Origin of the sequence: Longispora albida DSM 44784, from assembly GCF_000379825.1 — a bacterium.
Taxonomy (GTDB): Bacteria; Actinomycetota; Actinomycetes; order Mycobacteriales; family Micromonosporaceae; genus Longispora; species Longispora albida.
In genome coordinates, this window is the sequence record NZ_KB903814.1 from 438,709 (window position 1) to 455,149 (window position 16,441).

At 72.1% G+C, this 16,441-nt stretch carries 14 protein-coding genes and 1 pseudogene; 7 read left to right on the plus strand and 8 right to left on the minus strand.

Annotation, left to right across the window (positions count from 1 at the left end; genetic code table 11):
- Window positions 1-5: 5 nt before the first annotated feature.
- Window positions 6-1,049 (minus strand): Gfo/Idh/MocA family protein, encoded by a 1,044-nt coding sequence (locus A3G1_RS0106190; protein ID WP_018348599.1) that lies wholly within the window; start codon window positions 1,047-1,049, stop codon window positions 6-8.
- A gap of 203 nt (window positions 1,050-1,252) precedes the next feature.
- Here A3G1_RS0106190 and A3G1_RS40060 point away from each other — a divergent pair, with 203 nt between their 5' ends.
- From A3G1_RS40060 to A3G1_RS41655, 4 genes and pseudogenes are all read left to right on the plus strand, one after another.
- On the plus strand, window positions 1,253-1,942 hold the full coding sequence (locus A3G1_RS40060) for a sensor histidine kinase (RefSeq protein WP_018348600.1): 690 nt from the start codon (window positions 1,253-1,255) through the stop codon (window positions 1,940-1,942).
- Window positions 1,943-1,947: 5 nt separating this feature from the next.
- On the plus strand, window positions 1,948-2,613 hold the full coding sequence (locus A3G1_RS40065) for a response regulator transcription factor (RefSeq protein WP_018348601.1): 666 nt from the start codon (window positions 1,948-1,950) through the stop codon (window positions 2,611-2,613).
- A gap of 118 nt (window positions 2,614-2,731) precedes the next feature.
- Complete coding sequence (locus tag A3G1_RS0106205) at window positions 2,732-5,635, plus strand: hypothetical protein (protein ID WP_018348602.1); 2,904 nt, start codon at window positions 2,732-2,734, stop codon at window positions 5,633-5,635.
- 42 nt (window positions 5,636-5,677) lie between these two features.
- Window positions 5,678-6,385 (plus strand): annotated as a pseudogene (locus A3G1_RS41655) (DUF817 domain-containing protein); the annotation flags it as partial.
- A 34-nt stretch (window positions 6,386-6,419) separates the two neighbouring features.
- On the opposite strand, the gene A3G1_RS41330 reads toward A3G1_RS41655, so the two are convergent.
- Both A3G1_RS41330 and A3G1_RS0106220 read right to left on the minus strand, forming a co-directional pair.
- The gene (locus A3G1_RS41330) at window positions 6,420-7,196 is read right to left on the minus strand and encodes a methyltransferase domain-containing protein (RefSeq protein WP_040477747.1); all 777 of its coding nucleotides are present in this window, start codon (window positions 7,194-7,196) and stop codon (window positions 6,420-6,422) included.
- A gap of 63 nt (window positions 7,197-7,259) precedes the next feature.
- Complete coding sequence (locus A3G1_RS0106220; protein ID WP_018348605.1) at window positions 7,260-10,127, minus strand: helix-turn-helix transcriptional regulator; 2,868 nt, start codon at window positions 10,125-10,127, stop codon at window positions 7,260-7,262.
- Window positions 10,128-10,395: 268 nt separating this feature from the next.
- On the opposite strand from A3G1_RS0106220, the gene A3G1_RS0106225 reads away from it, so the two are divergent.
- The 3 genes from A3G1_RS0106225 (at window position 10,396) to A3G1_RS33455 (ending at window position 11,804) form a co-directional block, all read left to right on the plus strand.
- Window positions 10,396-10,842, plus strand: coding sequence for a hypothetical protein (locus A3G1_RS0106225; RefSeq protein ID WP_018348606.1), 447 nt, complete (start codon window positions 10,396-10,398; stop codon window positions 10,840-10,842).
- Window positions 10,843-10,987: 145 nt separating this feature from the next.
- On the plus strand, window positions 10,988-11,377 hold the full coding sequence (locus tag A3G1_RS33450; protein ID WP_083936776.1) for a YbaB/EbfC family nucleoid-associated protein: 390 nt from the start codon (window positions 10,988-10,990) through the stop codon (window positions 11,375-11,377).
- A gap of 7 nt (window positions 11,378-11,384) precedes the next feature.
- Window positions 11,385-11,804 (plus strand): YbaB/EbfC family nucleoid-associated protein, encoded by a 420-nt coding sequence (locus tag A3G1_RS33455; protein WP_083936777.1) that lies wholly within the window; start codon window positions 11,385-11,387, stop codon window positions 11,802-11,804.
- Window positions 11,805-11,888: 84 nt separating this feature from the next.
- Here A3G1_RS33455 and A3G1_RS0106240 read toward each other — a convergent pair whose 3' ends face one another.
- The 5 genes from A3G1_RS0106240 to A3G1_RS0106260 are packed head-to-tail and all read right to left on the minus strand — an operon-like array spanning window position 11,889 to window position 16,439.
- Window positions 11,889-12,752 carry a WXG100 family type VII secretion target gene (locus tag A3G1_RS0106240; protein WP_018348609.1) on the minus strand — a complete coding sequence of 288 codons (864 nt, stop codon included), beginning with the start codon at window positions 12,750-12,752 and terminating at the stop codon, window positions 11,889-11,891.
- Window positions 12,749-13,096, minus strand: coding sequence for a hypothetical protein (locus tag A3G1_RS38220; protein ID WP_018348610.1), 348 nt, complete (start codon window positions 13,094-13,096; stop codon window positions 12,749-12,751). Before A3G1_RS38220 ends, A3G1_RS0106240 begins: the two co-directional genes overlap by 4 nt.
- Before the next feature lie 53 nt (window positions 13,097-13,149).
- Window positions 13,150-13,758: a hypothetical protein gene (locus A3G1_RS0106250; protein ID WP_018348611.1), complete on the minus strand. Its 609-nt coding sequence runs from the start codon at window positions 13,756-13,758 to the stop codon at window positions 13,150-13,152.
- Between the two features lie 45 nt (window positions 13,759-13,803).
- On the minus strand, window positions 13,804-15,996 hold the full coding sequence (locus A3G1_RS0106255) for a xanthine dehydrogenase family protein molybdopterin-binding subunit (protein ID WP_018348612.1): 2,193 nt from the start codon (window positions 15,994-15,996) through the stop codon (window positions 13,804-13,806).
- The gene (locus A3G1_RS0106260) at window positions 15,993-16,439 is read right to left on the minus strand and encodes a (2Fe-2S)-binding protein (protein WP_026211856.1); all 447 of its coding nucleotides are present in this window, start codon (window positions 16,437-16,439) and stop codon (window positions 15,993-15,995) included. The genes A3G1_RS0106255 and A3G1_RS0106260 overlap by 4 nt, the downstream gene beginning before the upstream one ends.
- Window positions 16,440-16,441 lie beyond the last annotated feature (2 nt).

Genomic DNA, 16,441 nt, shown 5'->3' on the forward strand with positions numbered 1-16,441 from the left:
ACCTCTCACGCCTTCGTGAGTTCCCCTGCGACTTCCTCGATGAGGACCGGGCGGCCCACCCGGAGCGAGGCCTGCGCCGCCGCCAGCACCTCGACGACGGCCAGGCCGGACTTCCCGTTGGTCAGGGGCGTCGCCCCGGTACGGACGCACTCGGCGAAGTGCTGGTCCTGCACCATCAGCGGCTCGTCGGGGGCGACGAAGGGCGCGACGATGTCGCCGTAGCGGTACGACATCGGCGGCTGGGTCAGGCTCGCGGCCTCGACCGGCACCGAGATGCCCTTGTCGAGCACCCGGATCCGTTCCTCGGCGATGTCGTCGTAGATCGCCATCTTCTTGCTGCCCACCGCGATCACCCGGCGGACCTTCGACGGGTCCAGCCAGCTCACGTGGATGTTGGCCGACAGGGTCTCGTCGGCGTAGAACAGCCGCAGGTACGCCACGTCCTCGAACGCGGGGTGCGCGTGGTGCGAGGCCCAGGCCTGCACGGCCAGCGGGTGCTCGCCGAGCACGTAGTTGATGATCGACACGTCGTGCGGGGCGAGGTCGAAGATGACGTTGACGTCGCGCTGGTAGAGGCCGAGGTTGAGCCGGGCGCTGTCCAGGTAGTACAGCTGGCCCAGCTCGCGGCTGCGGACCAGGTCACGCAGTTTCCACACCGCCGGGTTGTACTCGAAGGTGTGCCCGGCCATCAGGATCACGCCAGCGGCCTTCGAAGCCTCGATCAGGCGGTGCGCGCCGGAAACCGTTGTGGCGAGCGGCTTCTCGACCAGGACGTTCTTGCCGGCGTCGATCGCCTGGAGGGCGATGTCCACATGGGACGTCGGCGGGGTCGCGATGACCAGGCCGTCCACATGGGGCAGTGCCTCGGCGACGGACGGGAAGCACAGGTCGGCCGGGTAGCTGCGGGCGAGGGCACGCAGCCGGTCACCCATCTCGTCGATCATGACGACGGAGTCCACCGACGGCACCGAGTGCAGTACGCGGACGTGCTTGGAACCCCAGTAGCCGCAGCCCACCACGCCGATCCGGGTACCAGGTTCGTTGTTCATGGCCAGGCTCCTCGCTGTGGTTTACCTGTGCCAACGTAGGCCCGGCCTCCTACGCCGGGCCTCCCCCAGCTGACGTAGGGGCCGTGCTCAGATCTGGGGAGGGGCGGCTGCGCCGAATGCGAAGATTACGGAGCAGGTTCGAAGTGAGCCAGTGTTCACGCAGTGCCGGCGCCTTCTCCTGGCCCCGGCGTTACGGTCGGCAGGTGAGCACCCCTGTCCAGGTCCCCAGCCGGGCCGCAGAACACGAGCCGAGCCGGCCGCATCCGGCCCCGGCGGCCGCCAGGCAGCGGGAGCTCGAGCACGACATCCGGCACGAGCTGGCGACGATCGTCCTGCTCGCCAGCCTGCTCGCCGACTCCGGCGACATCGGCCCGGCCAGCCGCAGCCGGATCAGGCAGCTGCACAGCGAGACGGTGTGGCTGGACGAGCTGGTCACCGCGTACCAGCGGGAGTTCGTCCAGCAGGCGGACAAGGGGGCCGTGGCCCCGATCCGGGTGGACCTGACGGCCGCCGAGGCGATCACCGCCGTGCGGATGACGAACCGGGCCACCTTCCACTTCGAGGCCGAGGAGGCCTGGGCGTCAGCCAACCAGCTCCGGCTGTGGCGGGCGCTGCGCAACGTGATGGACAACGCCGCGCACGCCGCTGGCCCCTCCGGGACCGTCCGGGTGCGGGTCAGCGTGGAGGACGGCTGGACGGTGACCCAGGTCGACGACGACGGGCCCGGCTTCAGCCTCGACGCGGCGGGCAAGGCGACACTCGGCCTGCGGATCGTCCGCGCCTTCGCCGCGGAGGCAGGCGGCTGCCTGGAGACCGGCCCGAGCCGGCGCCTCGGCGGCGGCTGCGCCCGCATCCTGCTGCCGAGTTCCGGCCTGCGTCTTTCCAGGGGATGACCAGCATGACCGCTCCAGCCGTCCTGATCTGTGACGACCACGCCCTGTTCGCCGAGTCGCTGGCGCTCGTGCTGGCCGGCGCGGGTTACGAGATCACCGCCGTCACCCACAGCCCCGACGAGGCACTGGCCGTGCTGGCGTCCACCACAGTGGACATCTGCGTCTTCGACGTCGGTTTCGGCACCACCAGCGTCGTGGGCCGGCTCCGCGACCTGCGTGCCGCGGCAGGACAAGCTCATCTCGTACTCCTGTCCGGCAACCTCGACGAGGCGACCATCCGGGCGGGCCTGGCTGCCGGCGTGCGGGGCTTCGCCTGCAAGAACGGGCACATCGCCGAGATCACGGGAGCACTGGGCCGGGTGGCCGGCGGCGAGCTCGTCACCGGTACCGCCGTGGCGCCGGCCCGCGTCGCCACACCTGTCGCGCTCACCCCGAGGGAGCGCGAGGTCCTCGGGTACCTGGCCCAGGCGGAGGACACCAAGGCGCTGGCTCGGATGCTCGGAGTCGGCTGGGCCACGGCGCGCAGCCACGTCCGCAGCGTGCTGACTAAGCTCGGCGCGCACACCCGGCTCGAAGCCGTCACCGTCGCCGTCCGGTCGGGCCTGATCGACCCGGACATCGGCGAGTACCGGCCGGCCCGGGCCACCGCCCGCGAGCGGACGCACGTCTGAGACGTGCTGCTGACCGGCTGCCAGGGGGTGGGACAGCCGGTCAGCAGCCACCTTCCGCCACTGCGACACGCCGGGCATACGCGAACGATCCGGGGCACAGCCGGCCAGACTGGGCAGAGTGAGCACCGAGCGCCGGGAAACGTGGTCATGGACCTGGCGGATCGCGCTGAGCGCGCTCGTCGCCACCGCGATCCTGGTGATGACCGAGGTGGACTCGCTGCTCAGCTCGCTGGAAGCCGCCAGTTCACGGAGTTACGGCTTCGCCCAGCTCACCGGCCCCGCGAAGGACTCGGCCCCGGTGGCCTCGGCGCTGGAACACTGGGCCCGCACGGCCGGGGACACGCACCCGTTCCGCTGGATCATGTGGCACGCGATGGCCGACATGGTGTTCGCCGCCGGGTACGCCCTCGCGCTCGCCTGGGCGCTGCGCCGGCTCGGCGTTGGCATCCGGATGCGCTGGCTGTGGCTGGGCATCGTGGCCCCCGACGTGCTGGAGAACGTGCTCACCTTCCTCGTCGCCGCCCAGTCCGACGGCGCGCCGAGGCCGTACGAGGTGCCGGGCCTGGCCCGGGTCCTGTTCGCCGTCAGCGATCTCAAGTGGGCCGTCGTGGCGGCGGCGGCCGGCGTGATCGCCTGGCGCTGGCTCGCCAGGACCCTGCACTCCGTCCAGGAGACGATGTCGGACGTGGCCCGGGGCGGGGACCTGCCGCAGCCGTGGGTGGCGTGGACGTTCCGGGTACAGGCCGGGGTGCTGGCCCTGCTGGCCTTCGCCATCGCCGTGCCGGGCCGCGACCGGCTCGGCGCCCTCCAGCAGCTCCCCGACGTGCTCCGCTCGTACGCCGACAAGGACGTGGACTGGCGCTGGTTCGCCCTGTCCGGCCTGGCGCTGGCCGCGCTGGCCGCCGTCGTGTTCGTCACCGCGCACTGGCTGCCCTTCGGCCCGGTGGACTCGGGCAGGCCGGGCTCCGGGCGGCTCTACACGGCCTGCGCTGTGCTCGGCGGGCTGGCCCTGGTCGTAGCCCTGCTGGAACTCACCGCCCCTGGCCTGCTGCGCGACGCCAGGCTGGTCAGCGCCGGCGAGTGGGTTTCCGGGCTCGACCTCGCGGCGCCGGTGCTCGTGATCGCCGCGTTGTTCCTGGGCACGTGGTTCGTGCACTGGCGTTTCGCCCGCGACGCCCCGCCTGCCCGCCGGCCACAGTGGACGAACCAGCATGCCCGGTTCGTGTACCTGCTCACGGCTGCCGTCCTCATCTCGGGCGGGCTGGGCCTGGTGCGGGCCTTCGCTGGTCCGGTACTGCTCGAACCGAAGCTCCGCCCGATCGTCTTCTTCGTGATGGGTGTAGCGGCGGCCACTCTCGGCGGCGCGTTCGTCTTCGCGGTTCTCGCGTGGGTCTTCCGGTGCCGGAAGGTCCACGTGCCGGCCTGGCTGACCGTGCTCACCGCCGTTCTCACGCTGGCTCTCGCTGTGGTGATGATGGTGGCGCCGGATCGGGCGGCCCCGCCGTTCGGTACCAACGGCGTGCTGGCCCTCGCGCTCGCGGTCGGCTGCGTGGCGGCGGGCGGGCTGGTCGCGGCGAGCCAGCGCTCGGCTGCGTTCATCGCGCCCCGGGGCAACGGCCGGGCTCTCCCGGCCCTGGTCCTGACGCTCGCGCTCCTGGTCGGAGCGGGCATGGCCGACCCGGCCGGCACGTACCACGATGGCCGCGTCCTCGGCGCGGACGGGAACGGCTCCGGTACCGGCCTCACCGAGTCCGTGTCCGACGCCTTCACTCGCTGGCAGCAGGCGGCCAAGGGCTGCACGCCCGAAGCCACCACGGGACACCCTGTCCAGCCGATGCTGTTCGTGGCGGCGGCCGGCGGCGGCATCCGGGCGGCGTACTGGACCGAGAAGGCCCTCGCAGCCCTCACCGACGCCGATCCGGCCACCCGGGACTGCCGCCGGAAGTCCGTCTTCGTGGTCAGTTCCGTGTCGGGCGCGAGCCTGGGTGCGGCGGCCTGGGGCATGGGGCCGTCGGACGAGCCACGGACCACCGCACTGTCCAGTCAGGACGGCCTGTCGGTGATCGGGGCGACGTGGCTGTTCAGGGATCTGCCGCGCGCGGGTACCGGATTGAATGTCCAGGCATCGGACCGGGCAGCGCTGATGGAACGGACCTGGGAACGCACCACCGGCGGCCTGGACGCCAGCTACTTCCGCACCGGCCCGGACTGGCAGCCGGCCCTGGTCTTCAACGCGACCGACATGCTGACCGGCTGCCGGGTGGTCATCTCCCGGCTGCGCGCCGGGCAGCCTGGTCACCGCCTCCCGCCCTACCACTGTGAGGATCCGGGCGTCACCGGCTCCGACATCCCCGGCAGCTACTACGCCGCAGACTTCCTGAACCCGGGCAGCTGCGCCCGGTCCGGAGACCTGCGCAGGAGCACCGCCGCGCTGCTGTCGGCCCGGTTCCCCTACGTCACCCCGACCGGCCTGCTGTACCACTGCCGCGGCAACGGGACCACGACACCCCGGCGGGTCCAGCTCGGCGACGGCGGCTACCTCGAGAACACCGGCATGCTCACGGCCCTCGATCTGTGGCGGACGATCGAGCCTCAGGTCGCGGCGGCCAACCGTGAGGCGATGACGCGGCCGGGCGCGCCGCTCATCGCCCCGGTCTTCGCCGAGATCGGCAACGGATACCGCTCGGTCGCCGACTCGGCGGAGCCCGGCCGGAAGCGTGAACTGGCCGCCCCGCTGTCCGGGCTGGTCATCCCCAAGTCCGGGCTGTCCGGGCCGCGCCTGGAGGCCGAGGCGCGGGCCACGTTCTTCGCCGACATCCCCGGTACGCCGGTCCAGGTGCCCGGCCCGATGGCCCGGCGGCACCTGACGCTCGCTCCGGGCAGCAGGCCGGAGGTGAGCGCGCCGCTCGGCTGGGCGCTGTCGGAGCTGTCCCGGGCCAGCCTCGACGGCCAGATCAGCCGCCTGACGGCGGTCGGCGACGCGCGGGACCTCCTCGACGGCAGGCTCAGCATCACCGCCTGACCCGCACAGAACCTTCACGCCGCGCGACTACCGTCTCCAGGCATGCCCGCCCGACTCGTGACGCAGCTCGCCGCCTTCGCCTGGCACGAGGCGGCCAGCTGCCTGTTCGCGGCTGGCATCTTCGCCTGCCTCGGCCTGTCGAAGCTGGTCACCACGCCGCTGCCCCGCTACGACCTGATGCTGCTGTGCTGCCTGCTGTTCACCGCCGTGCTGTGGGCGAGCGGCATGGAGAGCACCCGCGAAGTACTGATCATCGGTACCTTCCACCTGGCGGGCCTCGCCCTGGAGCTGTACAAGGTCCGCGCGGGCTCGTGGTCGTACCCCGAGCCCGCCTACACGAAGATCGCGGGCGTCCCGCTCTACGGCGGCTTCATGTACGCGGCGGTCGGCAGCTACATCGTGCACGCCTGGCGGCGCTTCGACCTCCGGCTGCACGGCCACCGCCAGGCACCGCTGGCCGTGCTGTCCATCGCGATCTACGCCAACTTCTACACCCACCACTTCGTACCCGACGCGCGCTGGGTGCTGGCCGTCCTCGTCGTGTGGGTGTGCCGCCGGTCCTGGGTGACGTTCCGGGTCCGCGACGCCCGGTACCGCATGCCGCTGGCCGTGTCGTTCGTCCTGATCGGGTTCTTCCTGTGGCTCGCGGAGAACATCGCCACCTACCTGGGCGCGTGGCGGTACCCGTACCAGGAAGGCGGCTGGGAGCCGGTGCACGTGGCCAAGCTCGGCGCCTGGTCGCTGCTCGTCACGCTCAGCTTCAGCCTGGTCGCGATGCTGCGCGCTACACCCGGCAGAGGATCTCGCCGTGCGGGATCAGGAACCAGCCGTCAGGGCTCGCCGCCCAGCGCTGCCAGCCTTCCGAGATCCGTTCCAGGTCCGAGCGGCTGGCGTGCCCGGCGCTGACGGCCTGCTCGGCGAGCCGGGAGTTCAGGATGCGGTCGGCCCACATGCCACCCCACCAGGCCCGGTCGGCAGGGCTGGCGTAACACCAGACGGAGGCCGTGGCGCGGACGCCGGTCAGCCCGGCGGCGTTCGCCCAGGCCAGCAGCCGCCGGCCGGCGTCGGGCTCGTGGCCGTTGCCCCGGGCGACCGTGCGGTACAGGGCCAGCCACTCGTCCAGCTCGGGCAGCAGCGGGTACCAGGTCATGCCGGCGTAGTCCGCGTCACGGGCCGCGACGACCCCGCCCGGCGCGCACACCCGGCGCATCTCGGCCAGCGCGCCGGCCGGGTCGGGCAGGTGCTGGAGGACCTGGTGGGCGTGCACCACGTCGAAGGCCCCGTCCTCGTACTCCAGCGCGTGCACGTCCCCCGTGGTGAACGTGGCGTCCGGCAGCGCTGCTGCCGCCTCGGCCAGTACCTCGGGGGCGGCGTCGAGCCCGGTCACGTGGCCGGGTGCGACGAGGCGGGCCAGGTCGGCGGTGATGGTGCCGGGGCCGCAGCCGACGTCGAGGAGCCGCTGGCCGGGGCGCAGCTCCGGCAGCAGGTACGCAGCGGAGTTCTCAGCGGTCCGCCAGCGGTGCGAGCGCAGCACTGTCTCGTGATGCCCGTGGGTGTACATGACGGCCACCCTAACCTTCCTCCCATACTTCGGGAGTCATTTCCTACAATGTGGATTCTCTGATCAGGCGGTGTCCGTCGCGCCCAGGCGTGCGGCCAGCTCGGCGAGTTCGACGCGGTTGCTCGTGCCTGTCTTGGCGATGAGCTGCCCGACGTGTTTCTCCACTGTGCGCGGTGACAGGTGCAGCCGGGCCGCGATCTCCTTGTTGCTCAGCCGCTGGCCCAGCAGGGCCCACGTCTCGGCCTCCCGGCCGGTGAGCTGGTATGCGGCCAGCCCGCCGGGCACGGCCGCAGGTCCCGGCCGGCGTTGCCGCGCGGGCTGCCCCGCGAGCCGGAGGATGCGCCGGCAGGCCCCGGCGACCGGCTGGATTCCGGCCTGGTGGAAGTAGTCCTCGGCCTGCCGCAGCCACGCCACCGGCTCACCCCAGCCACGGGCCAGTGCCTCCTCCGACACCAGGCGCAGCCCCAGATGCCGCGCCATCGGGAACGGCTCCGCGGCTTCCAGCGCCTCCTCGGCGGACAACGCGGCCTGCCGTGACTGCCCCGCCCGCCCGGCCAGCACGGCATCGGCCAGCAGCACGAACTGCCGGTTCCAGCGCAGGCCGGACTGCGGCCCGCGTTCCTGTGCCGGCGCTGTGCGGTGCAGCGCCGACAGCAGGATGTGCGGACCCTGCCCGCCGGTCAGGGGAAAGACGGTCGGGTGATCCGCTTCGGCCGCCATCCCGGCGGCGAGATCCCGGACCGCACGCGGCTGGTCCTCCTCCAGCAGCGCGCAGAACACCAGGGCCATGCTGGCGATCTTCGGCAGGTGCTGGCTCGTCTCCCCGCCCCGGGCGCGGAACTCGGCGAGCGCCTGGTTCATCTCGCGCCGCCGGCCACGGTGCGCCGCCTGGATCGCGATGTTCAGCACGGCATAGTGCACGAGGTCGTGCAGGTTGAGCTTGCCGGCTTCGGCCGCGACCCTGGTGCAGGTCTCCACCACCATCTCGTACCCGCCACGCAGCGCGCCCTGGAACGCGAGGCTGGCCTCGGCCTGGTACCCGGCCGTCACCGCCCCGATCCGCAGCGCCTCGTCCCTGGCCTGCCGGAGCCGGAGCAGCCCGCCGTCACGGACCGCGTCGTCGTTGCCGAGCCGGACCAGGGCGTGGAGCTGCCAGATCGGCAGGTCGTGCCGCTGGGCGATGACGAGCGAACGTTCCAGGCACGCGGTGGCCTCGCCGAGGTCCCGCTGCCGGACCAGCGCGCCGAGCAGCTGCCACGCCTGGCAGGCCAGGGCCGGCGCGCCCGCTGGTTCCGCCACCTCCGCCGCGCTCCTGGCCAGCCTTTCGGCTCCGGCGAGCCGGCCGGCGCCCGGGGCGAAGATGGCCAGGTACGCCTCCGCCACGTCGACGAGCGCCCGGTCTTCGGCGGCTGGGACCGGCCCCAGCAGGTCGCGCGCCGTGGCCACCTGGGCGAGGCCCTCGGCTGTCCGGCCAGCGAGCATCGCCGCCCAGGCCAGCCTGCCGTGAATCCTGGCGAGCCTGCGCCGGTCCAGCCGGCCACTGCGGCCGAGCGCGCCGGTGAAGTCGAGGGCCTCGTCGATCTCCCCGGCCTCGGTCAGCGCGGACACCAGCGACTCCGTCGCTTCGGCCTGCTCAGCGCTGCCGTCGGGCAGCAGGGCGCACGCCTCGGTGAACAGCCGCTTCGCCGATCCGGCGGCACCCTGGTCCAGGGCGCGCTGACCGGACCGCGCGTACAGCTCACCGGCCGCCGCGCGATCTCCGGCCCGTACGTGCAGCGCGGCCGCGAGCTGGCACCAGTCGCCGGGCAGGCCGGGGTAGGCCGCGACGACGGCTTCCGCCGCGCGGGCCGCCAGCTCGGCCTGACCGGCCGCATCGGTCAGGGCCATGACAGCCTCGCGGGTCAGCGCGTGCTGGAAGCGGTACCAGCCGGGACGCGTGTCCGGGCACACCAGCGCGGCGGCCGGCCCCGTGAGGAACACAGCGTCCTGCCCCGTCGTGGCCCGTACCAGGGTCAGCGGGAAAGTCACGCCCAGCACCGCGGCCAGCGTCAGCCCCTCGCGCCCGGCCGGGTCAGCGGTACCGAGCACGTGGCCCGCTGTCCGGGCCAGCGACGAGGGCACAGGGCTGGGCTGCGGCCCCGCGAGGTACCAGGTTCCGCCGCGTTCCCGCAGCTGCCCCTCGCGACGCAGGCCCGACACCAGCTCGATCGCGAACAGCGGATTGCCCTCGCTGCCCGCGTGCACGTACCCGGTCACGTCCTCCCCGGCCGGCCCGCCGAGCGCCGTGGCGGCGAGCAGGCCGACAGCCTCGCGGCTGAGCCGGGTCAGCGGCAGGACGGTACCGGGAGCACGGCGCTCCACCGCGACAGCCAGCTCCCTCGCCGGGCCGGGCTCGTCACGGGCCAGAGCGAGCAGCAGGGCCGGCGTACCCCGGAGATTGGCCGCAAGGTACTCCGCCACCGCCAGCGACTCGTGGTCGGAATCCTGGAGATCATCGAGGATGAGCAGGAACCCGGCTGTCTTCCCGGCCAGCCCGAGCAGCCGGAGCACGCCCTCGGCGATCACCACCGGCGTCACGGGCACGCCCGGCCCGGTCATGCCGAGCCCGGGTGCCAGCTGGCCGAGAACGGGGGCGTAGCCACCCAGCCCCGCCAGGTCCAGGCCGGGGTGTGCCCGCAGCGTCGCCTGCACGACCTCCACGAAGGGCCGGTAGGGCACCATCGGCCCGATGCTGCTGCCCTGCCCCTGGGCGACTGTGAGCCCGATCGAAGCGGCATGGCCGGCTGCCACGGCCGCGAGGCTGCTCTTGCCGATCCCGGCCTCGCCAGTGAGAAAGAGGCAACCGCCATCGCCGGCTCTGGTCTCGGCCAGGCGCTGGGTGAGCAGCCCGGTCTCGGTGTGCCTGCCGTGGAGGACGAGTGATCGGGCCATGACCCGACGCTAACCCGGCCACTGTCGAGATAGGAAGGACACCTGGCCAGGGTGGACAGTACCCAGATTCCGGCCGGCTCCCCGCGCCCTCCCCTCGCCCGGGCCATGCTCCCGAGCCATCACCCCTGCTCAGAACGGCCGGCGGAGCCCCGAAGAACAGGCGTAGTGATTGCCACTGTGCGCCCGGGCCGGGCTGGGGATGCTGACCGGGCAGGGCTGCCCCGGCGGCCCAGCTCCCCCTTCAGAACAGCAACAGCAGGAGGCACCCGTGCACCAGGGCACCACGCGGCGTTCTACGACCGCCCGGATTCTCGCAGTACTGACCACGCTTCTGGCGGTCTTCGGCAGCGTCGCGCTGACGGCGGCCCCGGCCCAGGCCGCGGTCCCCGGGAGCCTCGGCTGCAAGATCAGCCCGGCTGTCAGCACGAGCTACTCCAGCAACTGCCGGACCTTCAAGGTGGCGGCGCAGTACAGCGTCCAGTTCCGGGTGGCTGGCGCGCCGGCCGGCACCACGTACCAGTGGTTCCTGAGCGGCCCGTACACCGGCCCGGTCTACGGCTGCACGAGCACCACCTACTACTGCAACGTCTCCGCCAACGCGATGGGCGGCGACCAGACCATCACCGCGACCGTGGTCCTGGCCTACGGCGGGGAGCTGACGCAGCTCACCTCGTCCGCCTGGATCCCGGCCGTGTGCGGCGGCCAGCTCTGTTAGTCCTCCGCGGCGCGAACCGGGGCGGTCATACGTGGCCGCCCCGGTTCGCCGTGCGCGGGTAACCGGCGCGCGGCAGGACTTGCCCGGGGTCCGTACACTGCATCCGCCTGAGTCAGTGAATGGATGGGAGGCCCGTCTCGTGGGCATGCCAGACCCGGGTATGGCGACCGAGGACTTCGACCGGTTCATCAGCCAGATGACGGAGCGGACGGCCGGCCTGGAACGGGCCATCGCCGGAGCGCAGTCAGAGGAGTACGAGCTGAGCCACGCCGACGGCGAGATCACGATCACCGCCGACGGCCGGCCACGGCTCGTCTCGGTGTACGTGAGCGCGCGGGCCCTGCGGGCCAGTGCCGGCGAGCTGGAAGCGACGCTGGTGGAAGCCGTCAACAACGCGCTGCGCAACGCACAGGAGCGGTCGGCGGAGCGGCTGCTGGCCGCGCTCGACCCGGGGGCGCGGGACGCGGTCGAGCAGGCCAGGGCCGAGGCTGACCGGGCCGGGTCCCCCGCTGCCCGCCCTGACGAGTGGAGGTGACGGGGCGATGACCTCGCCGAGAGACGACCGCGGGATGCGGCAGCTGGAGGACATGCTCGCGTCGTTCCCCGAGCGGGTGGCCGAGCTGACCGAGCGGGTGCGGGAGCTGACCGAGGCCGAGGCCACCGGTACGTCCCGGGAGGGCACGGTGACTGTCACCGTGACGGGCGCAGGCCTGGTGACCGGGATCCGGGTCGGCACGACGGCGCTCCGCGAGCTGGACAACTACACGCTCGGCGAGCACATCACCGAGGCGGTGAACGCGGCTCTCGACGAGGCGGACCAGCTGCGCAGCGGGCTGTCCGGGCCGGACGGCGGCGGAGCCGGGCTCGCGTCGGCGATGGCCGAGGCCGAGGAGATGTTCGACTACCGGATGAACGGGCTCATCGCCCAGATGGACGACGTGCTCCGGGCACTGGAGGACTGAACACCCGGAACAGCTGCAAGATCTTGGTGTGGGGCAGGCCGCCGGGGCATGGGCACCGGCGGCCTGTGCTGCACCTGCCCGGGTCTACTCCGCGACGGAGGCGTCCTGTGCCCGGTCGATGTTGTCCTTGATGTCCTTCCCGTCGCCGCCGGCGTTGATCGCCGAGCCACCCAGGCCTGGAATGTTGACGTTGCCGCCCGTGACGCCCCGGATGCCCTGGGCCGCGACGTAGTGCGCCCCGGCGTTGATGCCGGTGAAGGCGAGGCCCTGGACGCTGGTGAAGCCCTTCAGGCTGCGCAGCGCGGCCAGGATCTCCTTGACCACCTTCAGCACCTCGGCGACGGTCTTCAGGATCTTGGCGATCTTCTCGAAGACCTGCGCGAGCTTCAGCAGGATCTGGGAGAACTTCTGCACGACCCGGCTGACCTGGGCCAGGGCCCGCAGGCCGCTGGCGATCCACGAGGCGACGCCGGCCACGAGGCTGGTGCCGAAGGAGATCACCGACAGCGCGAGGGCGATCGCGGCCTCGGCCAGCAGCCAGGTCAGCAGCATCATGATGATGTCGATGATCAGGTTCGCGGCCTCGACGCAGGCCTCGGCGAGCGCGTCGAGCACCTCCTTGGTCTTGCCGGTGGCCTCGGCGAGCTTGGCCAGCCTGCTCTCGACGTCGGTCATCCTGGTCGTGAAGGCGGTGTAGCTCTCGCCGTCCCAGGCGCCGGCGAGCTTGGCCCGGTCGGTGTTCTGCTGGGTGGCGAGCTTGTTGACCTGCTCGGCGATCGCCGTGTACTTGCCGGCCACCTTCATGATCTCGTCCGGGTCACCCGCCACCCACTGCAGGCCCTCGGTGAGCTTGTCGAAGATCGGGCGCAGCGGCTGCTGGAGGAAGCCGGGGAACGTGTCGAACCACTCCTGGAGCCGGTTCTTGTGGTCGTTCTTGTCCGCGCTCACTGACCCATCCCCTTGATCTTCGTGTTGCCCATCGCGTCTTCCATCGCCTGGAGGTCGGTCTTCATCGCGGCGTCGCCGGCCTCGTGGTTGGCGACGACGGCGCGGACGCCGTTGGCGATGCCGGTCATCACGGTGGCGGCCGACTCGATGCCGTCCAGGCAGACCTTCACGTGATCGTTGTAGATCGAGTACAGGTGGTGGGAGAAGAACGGGATCCGGCCGAAGGCGTCCTCCGGCAGCTGGGTCTCCTTCATCTTCGTCGCCTGCGTGTTGAAGTCCTTCTGCCTCTGGTCGGAGGACTTCGCGAAGGTCTCCATCTTGTCCGGATCAATGTGCAGGTTCACTCTGCTTGCCTTTCCGGTGGGGGTCTCCGGTGCGATGGGGAGGTTGTCTCCGTTTACCGGCCCGCGAGCGCGGCGGCCAGCGCCTCTGCCCGGCTGGTGGTGAACATCGCCGTGTTGACGGCGATCCGTGAGAAGTCGATGAACTCGATCAGCACCCGGCCCCGCTGGAGGAACGTCCCTTCCCTCGCGGCCCGGGCCACGGCGGCCCTCGGCAGGGCGAGGACCAGGCTGAACTGGTTGCCGCTGTCCTGGTGCAGGATGAGCAGCCGGTGGGTGGTGACCAGGTAGTACTGCGACTGGCCGGGTTTGCCCAGCTCCGCGAAGGACGCGGCGATCGAGCCGACATGCCCGGAGATCGCCACGCCGCCGATCTCGCCGGGCGGGCCGGCGCTGAGCGAGTCCAGCCAGGCCAGGGGCTTGAGCGCCGGGGTGATGATCCTGTCGAGAGCCGACTGCTCCGGCGGGCGGCCGGCCAGCAGCCGCTCGTACTCGCGCCGGACCGGCCCGGGCATCCTGTCCAGGAGGGCCTGGATCTGCTCCGGGGTGCGCTCGACCCTGTTCTCGCCGTACGCGAGCAGGAACGAGCCCATCGCCCTCGGCTGCTCGCCGGCGGGCAGCAGCGCGCGGACGGCGTCTGAGTAGATCCGCAGATAGTCGAGCATCGGCACCGATCCTTCCCGGTCGGGCCTGATGCTATAAAACGGCCGCTACCCCTGCTCGTCCTCCACGCCAGCGATGGCTGCCGGGCCGATCGGCACGTGGGTCAGTGCCCGGCCGCATGCCGCCCTGATCGCGGCTGCCACGGCGGCCGTCGAGGACACCGTGGGCGGCTCGCCGACGCCGCGCAGGCCGTACGGGGAATCCGGGTCGCCGAGTTCGAGAATGTCGGTGCGGATGACCGGCGCGTCGGCGATGGTCGGGATCAAGTAGTCGGTGAACGACGGGTTCTGGATCCGGCCGCCGGAGATCCGCATCTCCTCCATGACGGCGAGCCCGACGCCCTGCATGACGCCGCCGTGGATCTGGCCCTCGACGGCCTGCGGGTTGATGGCCCGGCCGACGTCCTGGGCTGTGGCGATCTCGGCGACGTGCACGATGCCCAGCTCGGTGTCGACGTCGACGGTGGCCCGGTGCGCGGCGAAAGCGTACTGGACGTGCGCGTCACCCTGCCCGGTCTCCGGATCGAGGGGGCTCGTCGGCCGGTGCCGCCACTGCACCGTCTCGTCGGCCGGCTCGCTGAGCGGCTCGGCCCAGCCCTCGGCCTCCCGCCGCCGGAGCGTGTCGCGGATCGCCAGGCAGGCCGCCCGGACCGCCCCGCCCGTCATGTACGTCTGCCGTGAAGCCGAGGACGATCCGGCGCTGCCGACGCCGGTGTCTGCCGGGGCGAGGACGACGCGCTCGATGCCGAGTTCGGTGCGGACGATCTGGGACTCCACTGTGACCAGTCCCTGCCCGACTTCGGCGGCAGCCGTGTACACCGTCGCCACCGGCTCCCCGCCGACCAGTTCGAGCCGGACGCGGGCCGTCGCGTAGTCGTCGAAGCCCTCCGAGAACCCGACGTTCTTGATCCCGATCGCGTACCCGACGCCCCGCCGCACCCCTTCGCCGTGCGTCGTGTTCCCGCTCCCGCCGGGCAGCGCGGACGGGGCCGGGGCGGCCGGCATGTCCCGTACCCGGCGGAGCAGTTCGGCGACCGGTGCCTGCCCCGTGACCACCTGCCCGGTCGGCATCACGGAACCCGTCGACATGGCGTTGCGGACGCGCAGCTCCACCGGGTCCATGTCCAGCGCGGCGGCGAGCTTGTCCATCTGCGACTCGTACGCGAAGCACGCCTGCACCGCGCCGAAGCCGCGCATCGCCCCGCACGGCGGGTTGTTGGTGTAGACGGCCCGGGCGTCCATCGCCACGTTCGGCACGTCGTAGGGGCCGAAGCCGAGCGTGGCGGCGTTCCCGCAGACGGCCGACGAGGTGGAGGCGTACGCCCCGCCGTCGAGGACGATCCCGGCCCGGACGAAGACCAGGCGGCCGTCGCGCGCCGCGCCGTGCGTGTAGCGGAGGCGGGCGGGGTGGCGGTGGACGTGGCCGTGGAAGGACTCCTCGCGGGAGTACACCATCTTGATGGGTTTCCCCGTGCGCAGGGCCAGCATGCAGGCGTGGATCTGCATCGACACGTCCTCCCTGGCCCCGAAGGCCCCGCCGACGCCGGACAGGATCAGGCGCACCTTCTCCGGTGGCATGCCGAGCGCTGCCGCGACCTGCCGCTGGTCGGCGTGCAGCCACTGCGTCGCGATGAACAGGTCGACACCGCCGTCCTCGGCAGGAACGGCCAGCCCCGACTCGGGCCCGAGGAATGCCTGGTCCTGCATGCCGACCGTGTACTCACCGGACACGACCACCTCGGCCACCGCGTCCGGATCACCCCGCCGGATCCGCACGTGCCGCACCAGGTTCCCGCCCGGATGTACCAGGTCAGACCCGTCACGCAGCGCGTCCTCCGGGTCGGTCACCGGCTCCTGTTCCTCGTAGGCGACCACGATCGCGGCGAGCGCCCGGCGTGCCGTCTCCGGGTGGCCGGCGGCCACGATCGCGACCGGCTCGCCCTGGTAGCGCACCTGGTCCACGGCCAGCACCGGCTGGTCGGCGTGTTCGAGCCCGTACTGGTTCTCCCCCGGCACGTCCTCATGGGTCAGCACCGCGAACACGCCGGGCAGGGCCAGCGCAGGGCCGATGTCGAGGCCCCGGATCAGGGCTCGCGGGTACGGGCTGCGGAGCGTCGCGCCCCAGAGCATGTCGTCGGCCCACAGGTCCGAGGCGAAGGCGAACTCCCCGGACACCTTGAGCACACCGTCCGGCCGGGTCGCACTGTCCCCGACCCGTCCGCTCACGATGGTAGTGGTCATGACTCCGCCGCCATCCGCACCGCTTCCATGATCTTCTGGTATCCCGTGCACCGGCACAGGTTCCCCGCCAGGGCCTCCCGGATCTGCTCGTCGTCAGGTTCCGGTATCCGCCGGAGCAGGTCGTCGACGGCCACGATCAGCCCCGGTGTGCAGAATCCGCACTGCACAGCCCCGGCGGCCAGGAAAGCCCGCCCGGCCCGCCCGTCGCCAAGGCCCTCGATCGTCACCACGTCCCGGCCCTCGGCCTGCCCGGCCGGCACGAGGCAGGAGCACACGGGCCTGCCGTCGAGGTACACCGTGCACGATCCGCATTCGCCCTGCTCGCAGGCGTTCTTGGAGCCGGGGAGGCCGAGGCGCTCGCGCAGCACGTAGAGCAGGCTCTCGCCGGGCCACACGTCGTCGGCTTCGGCGACACGGCCGTTGACTTCCAAACGGACCCGCATGG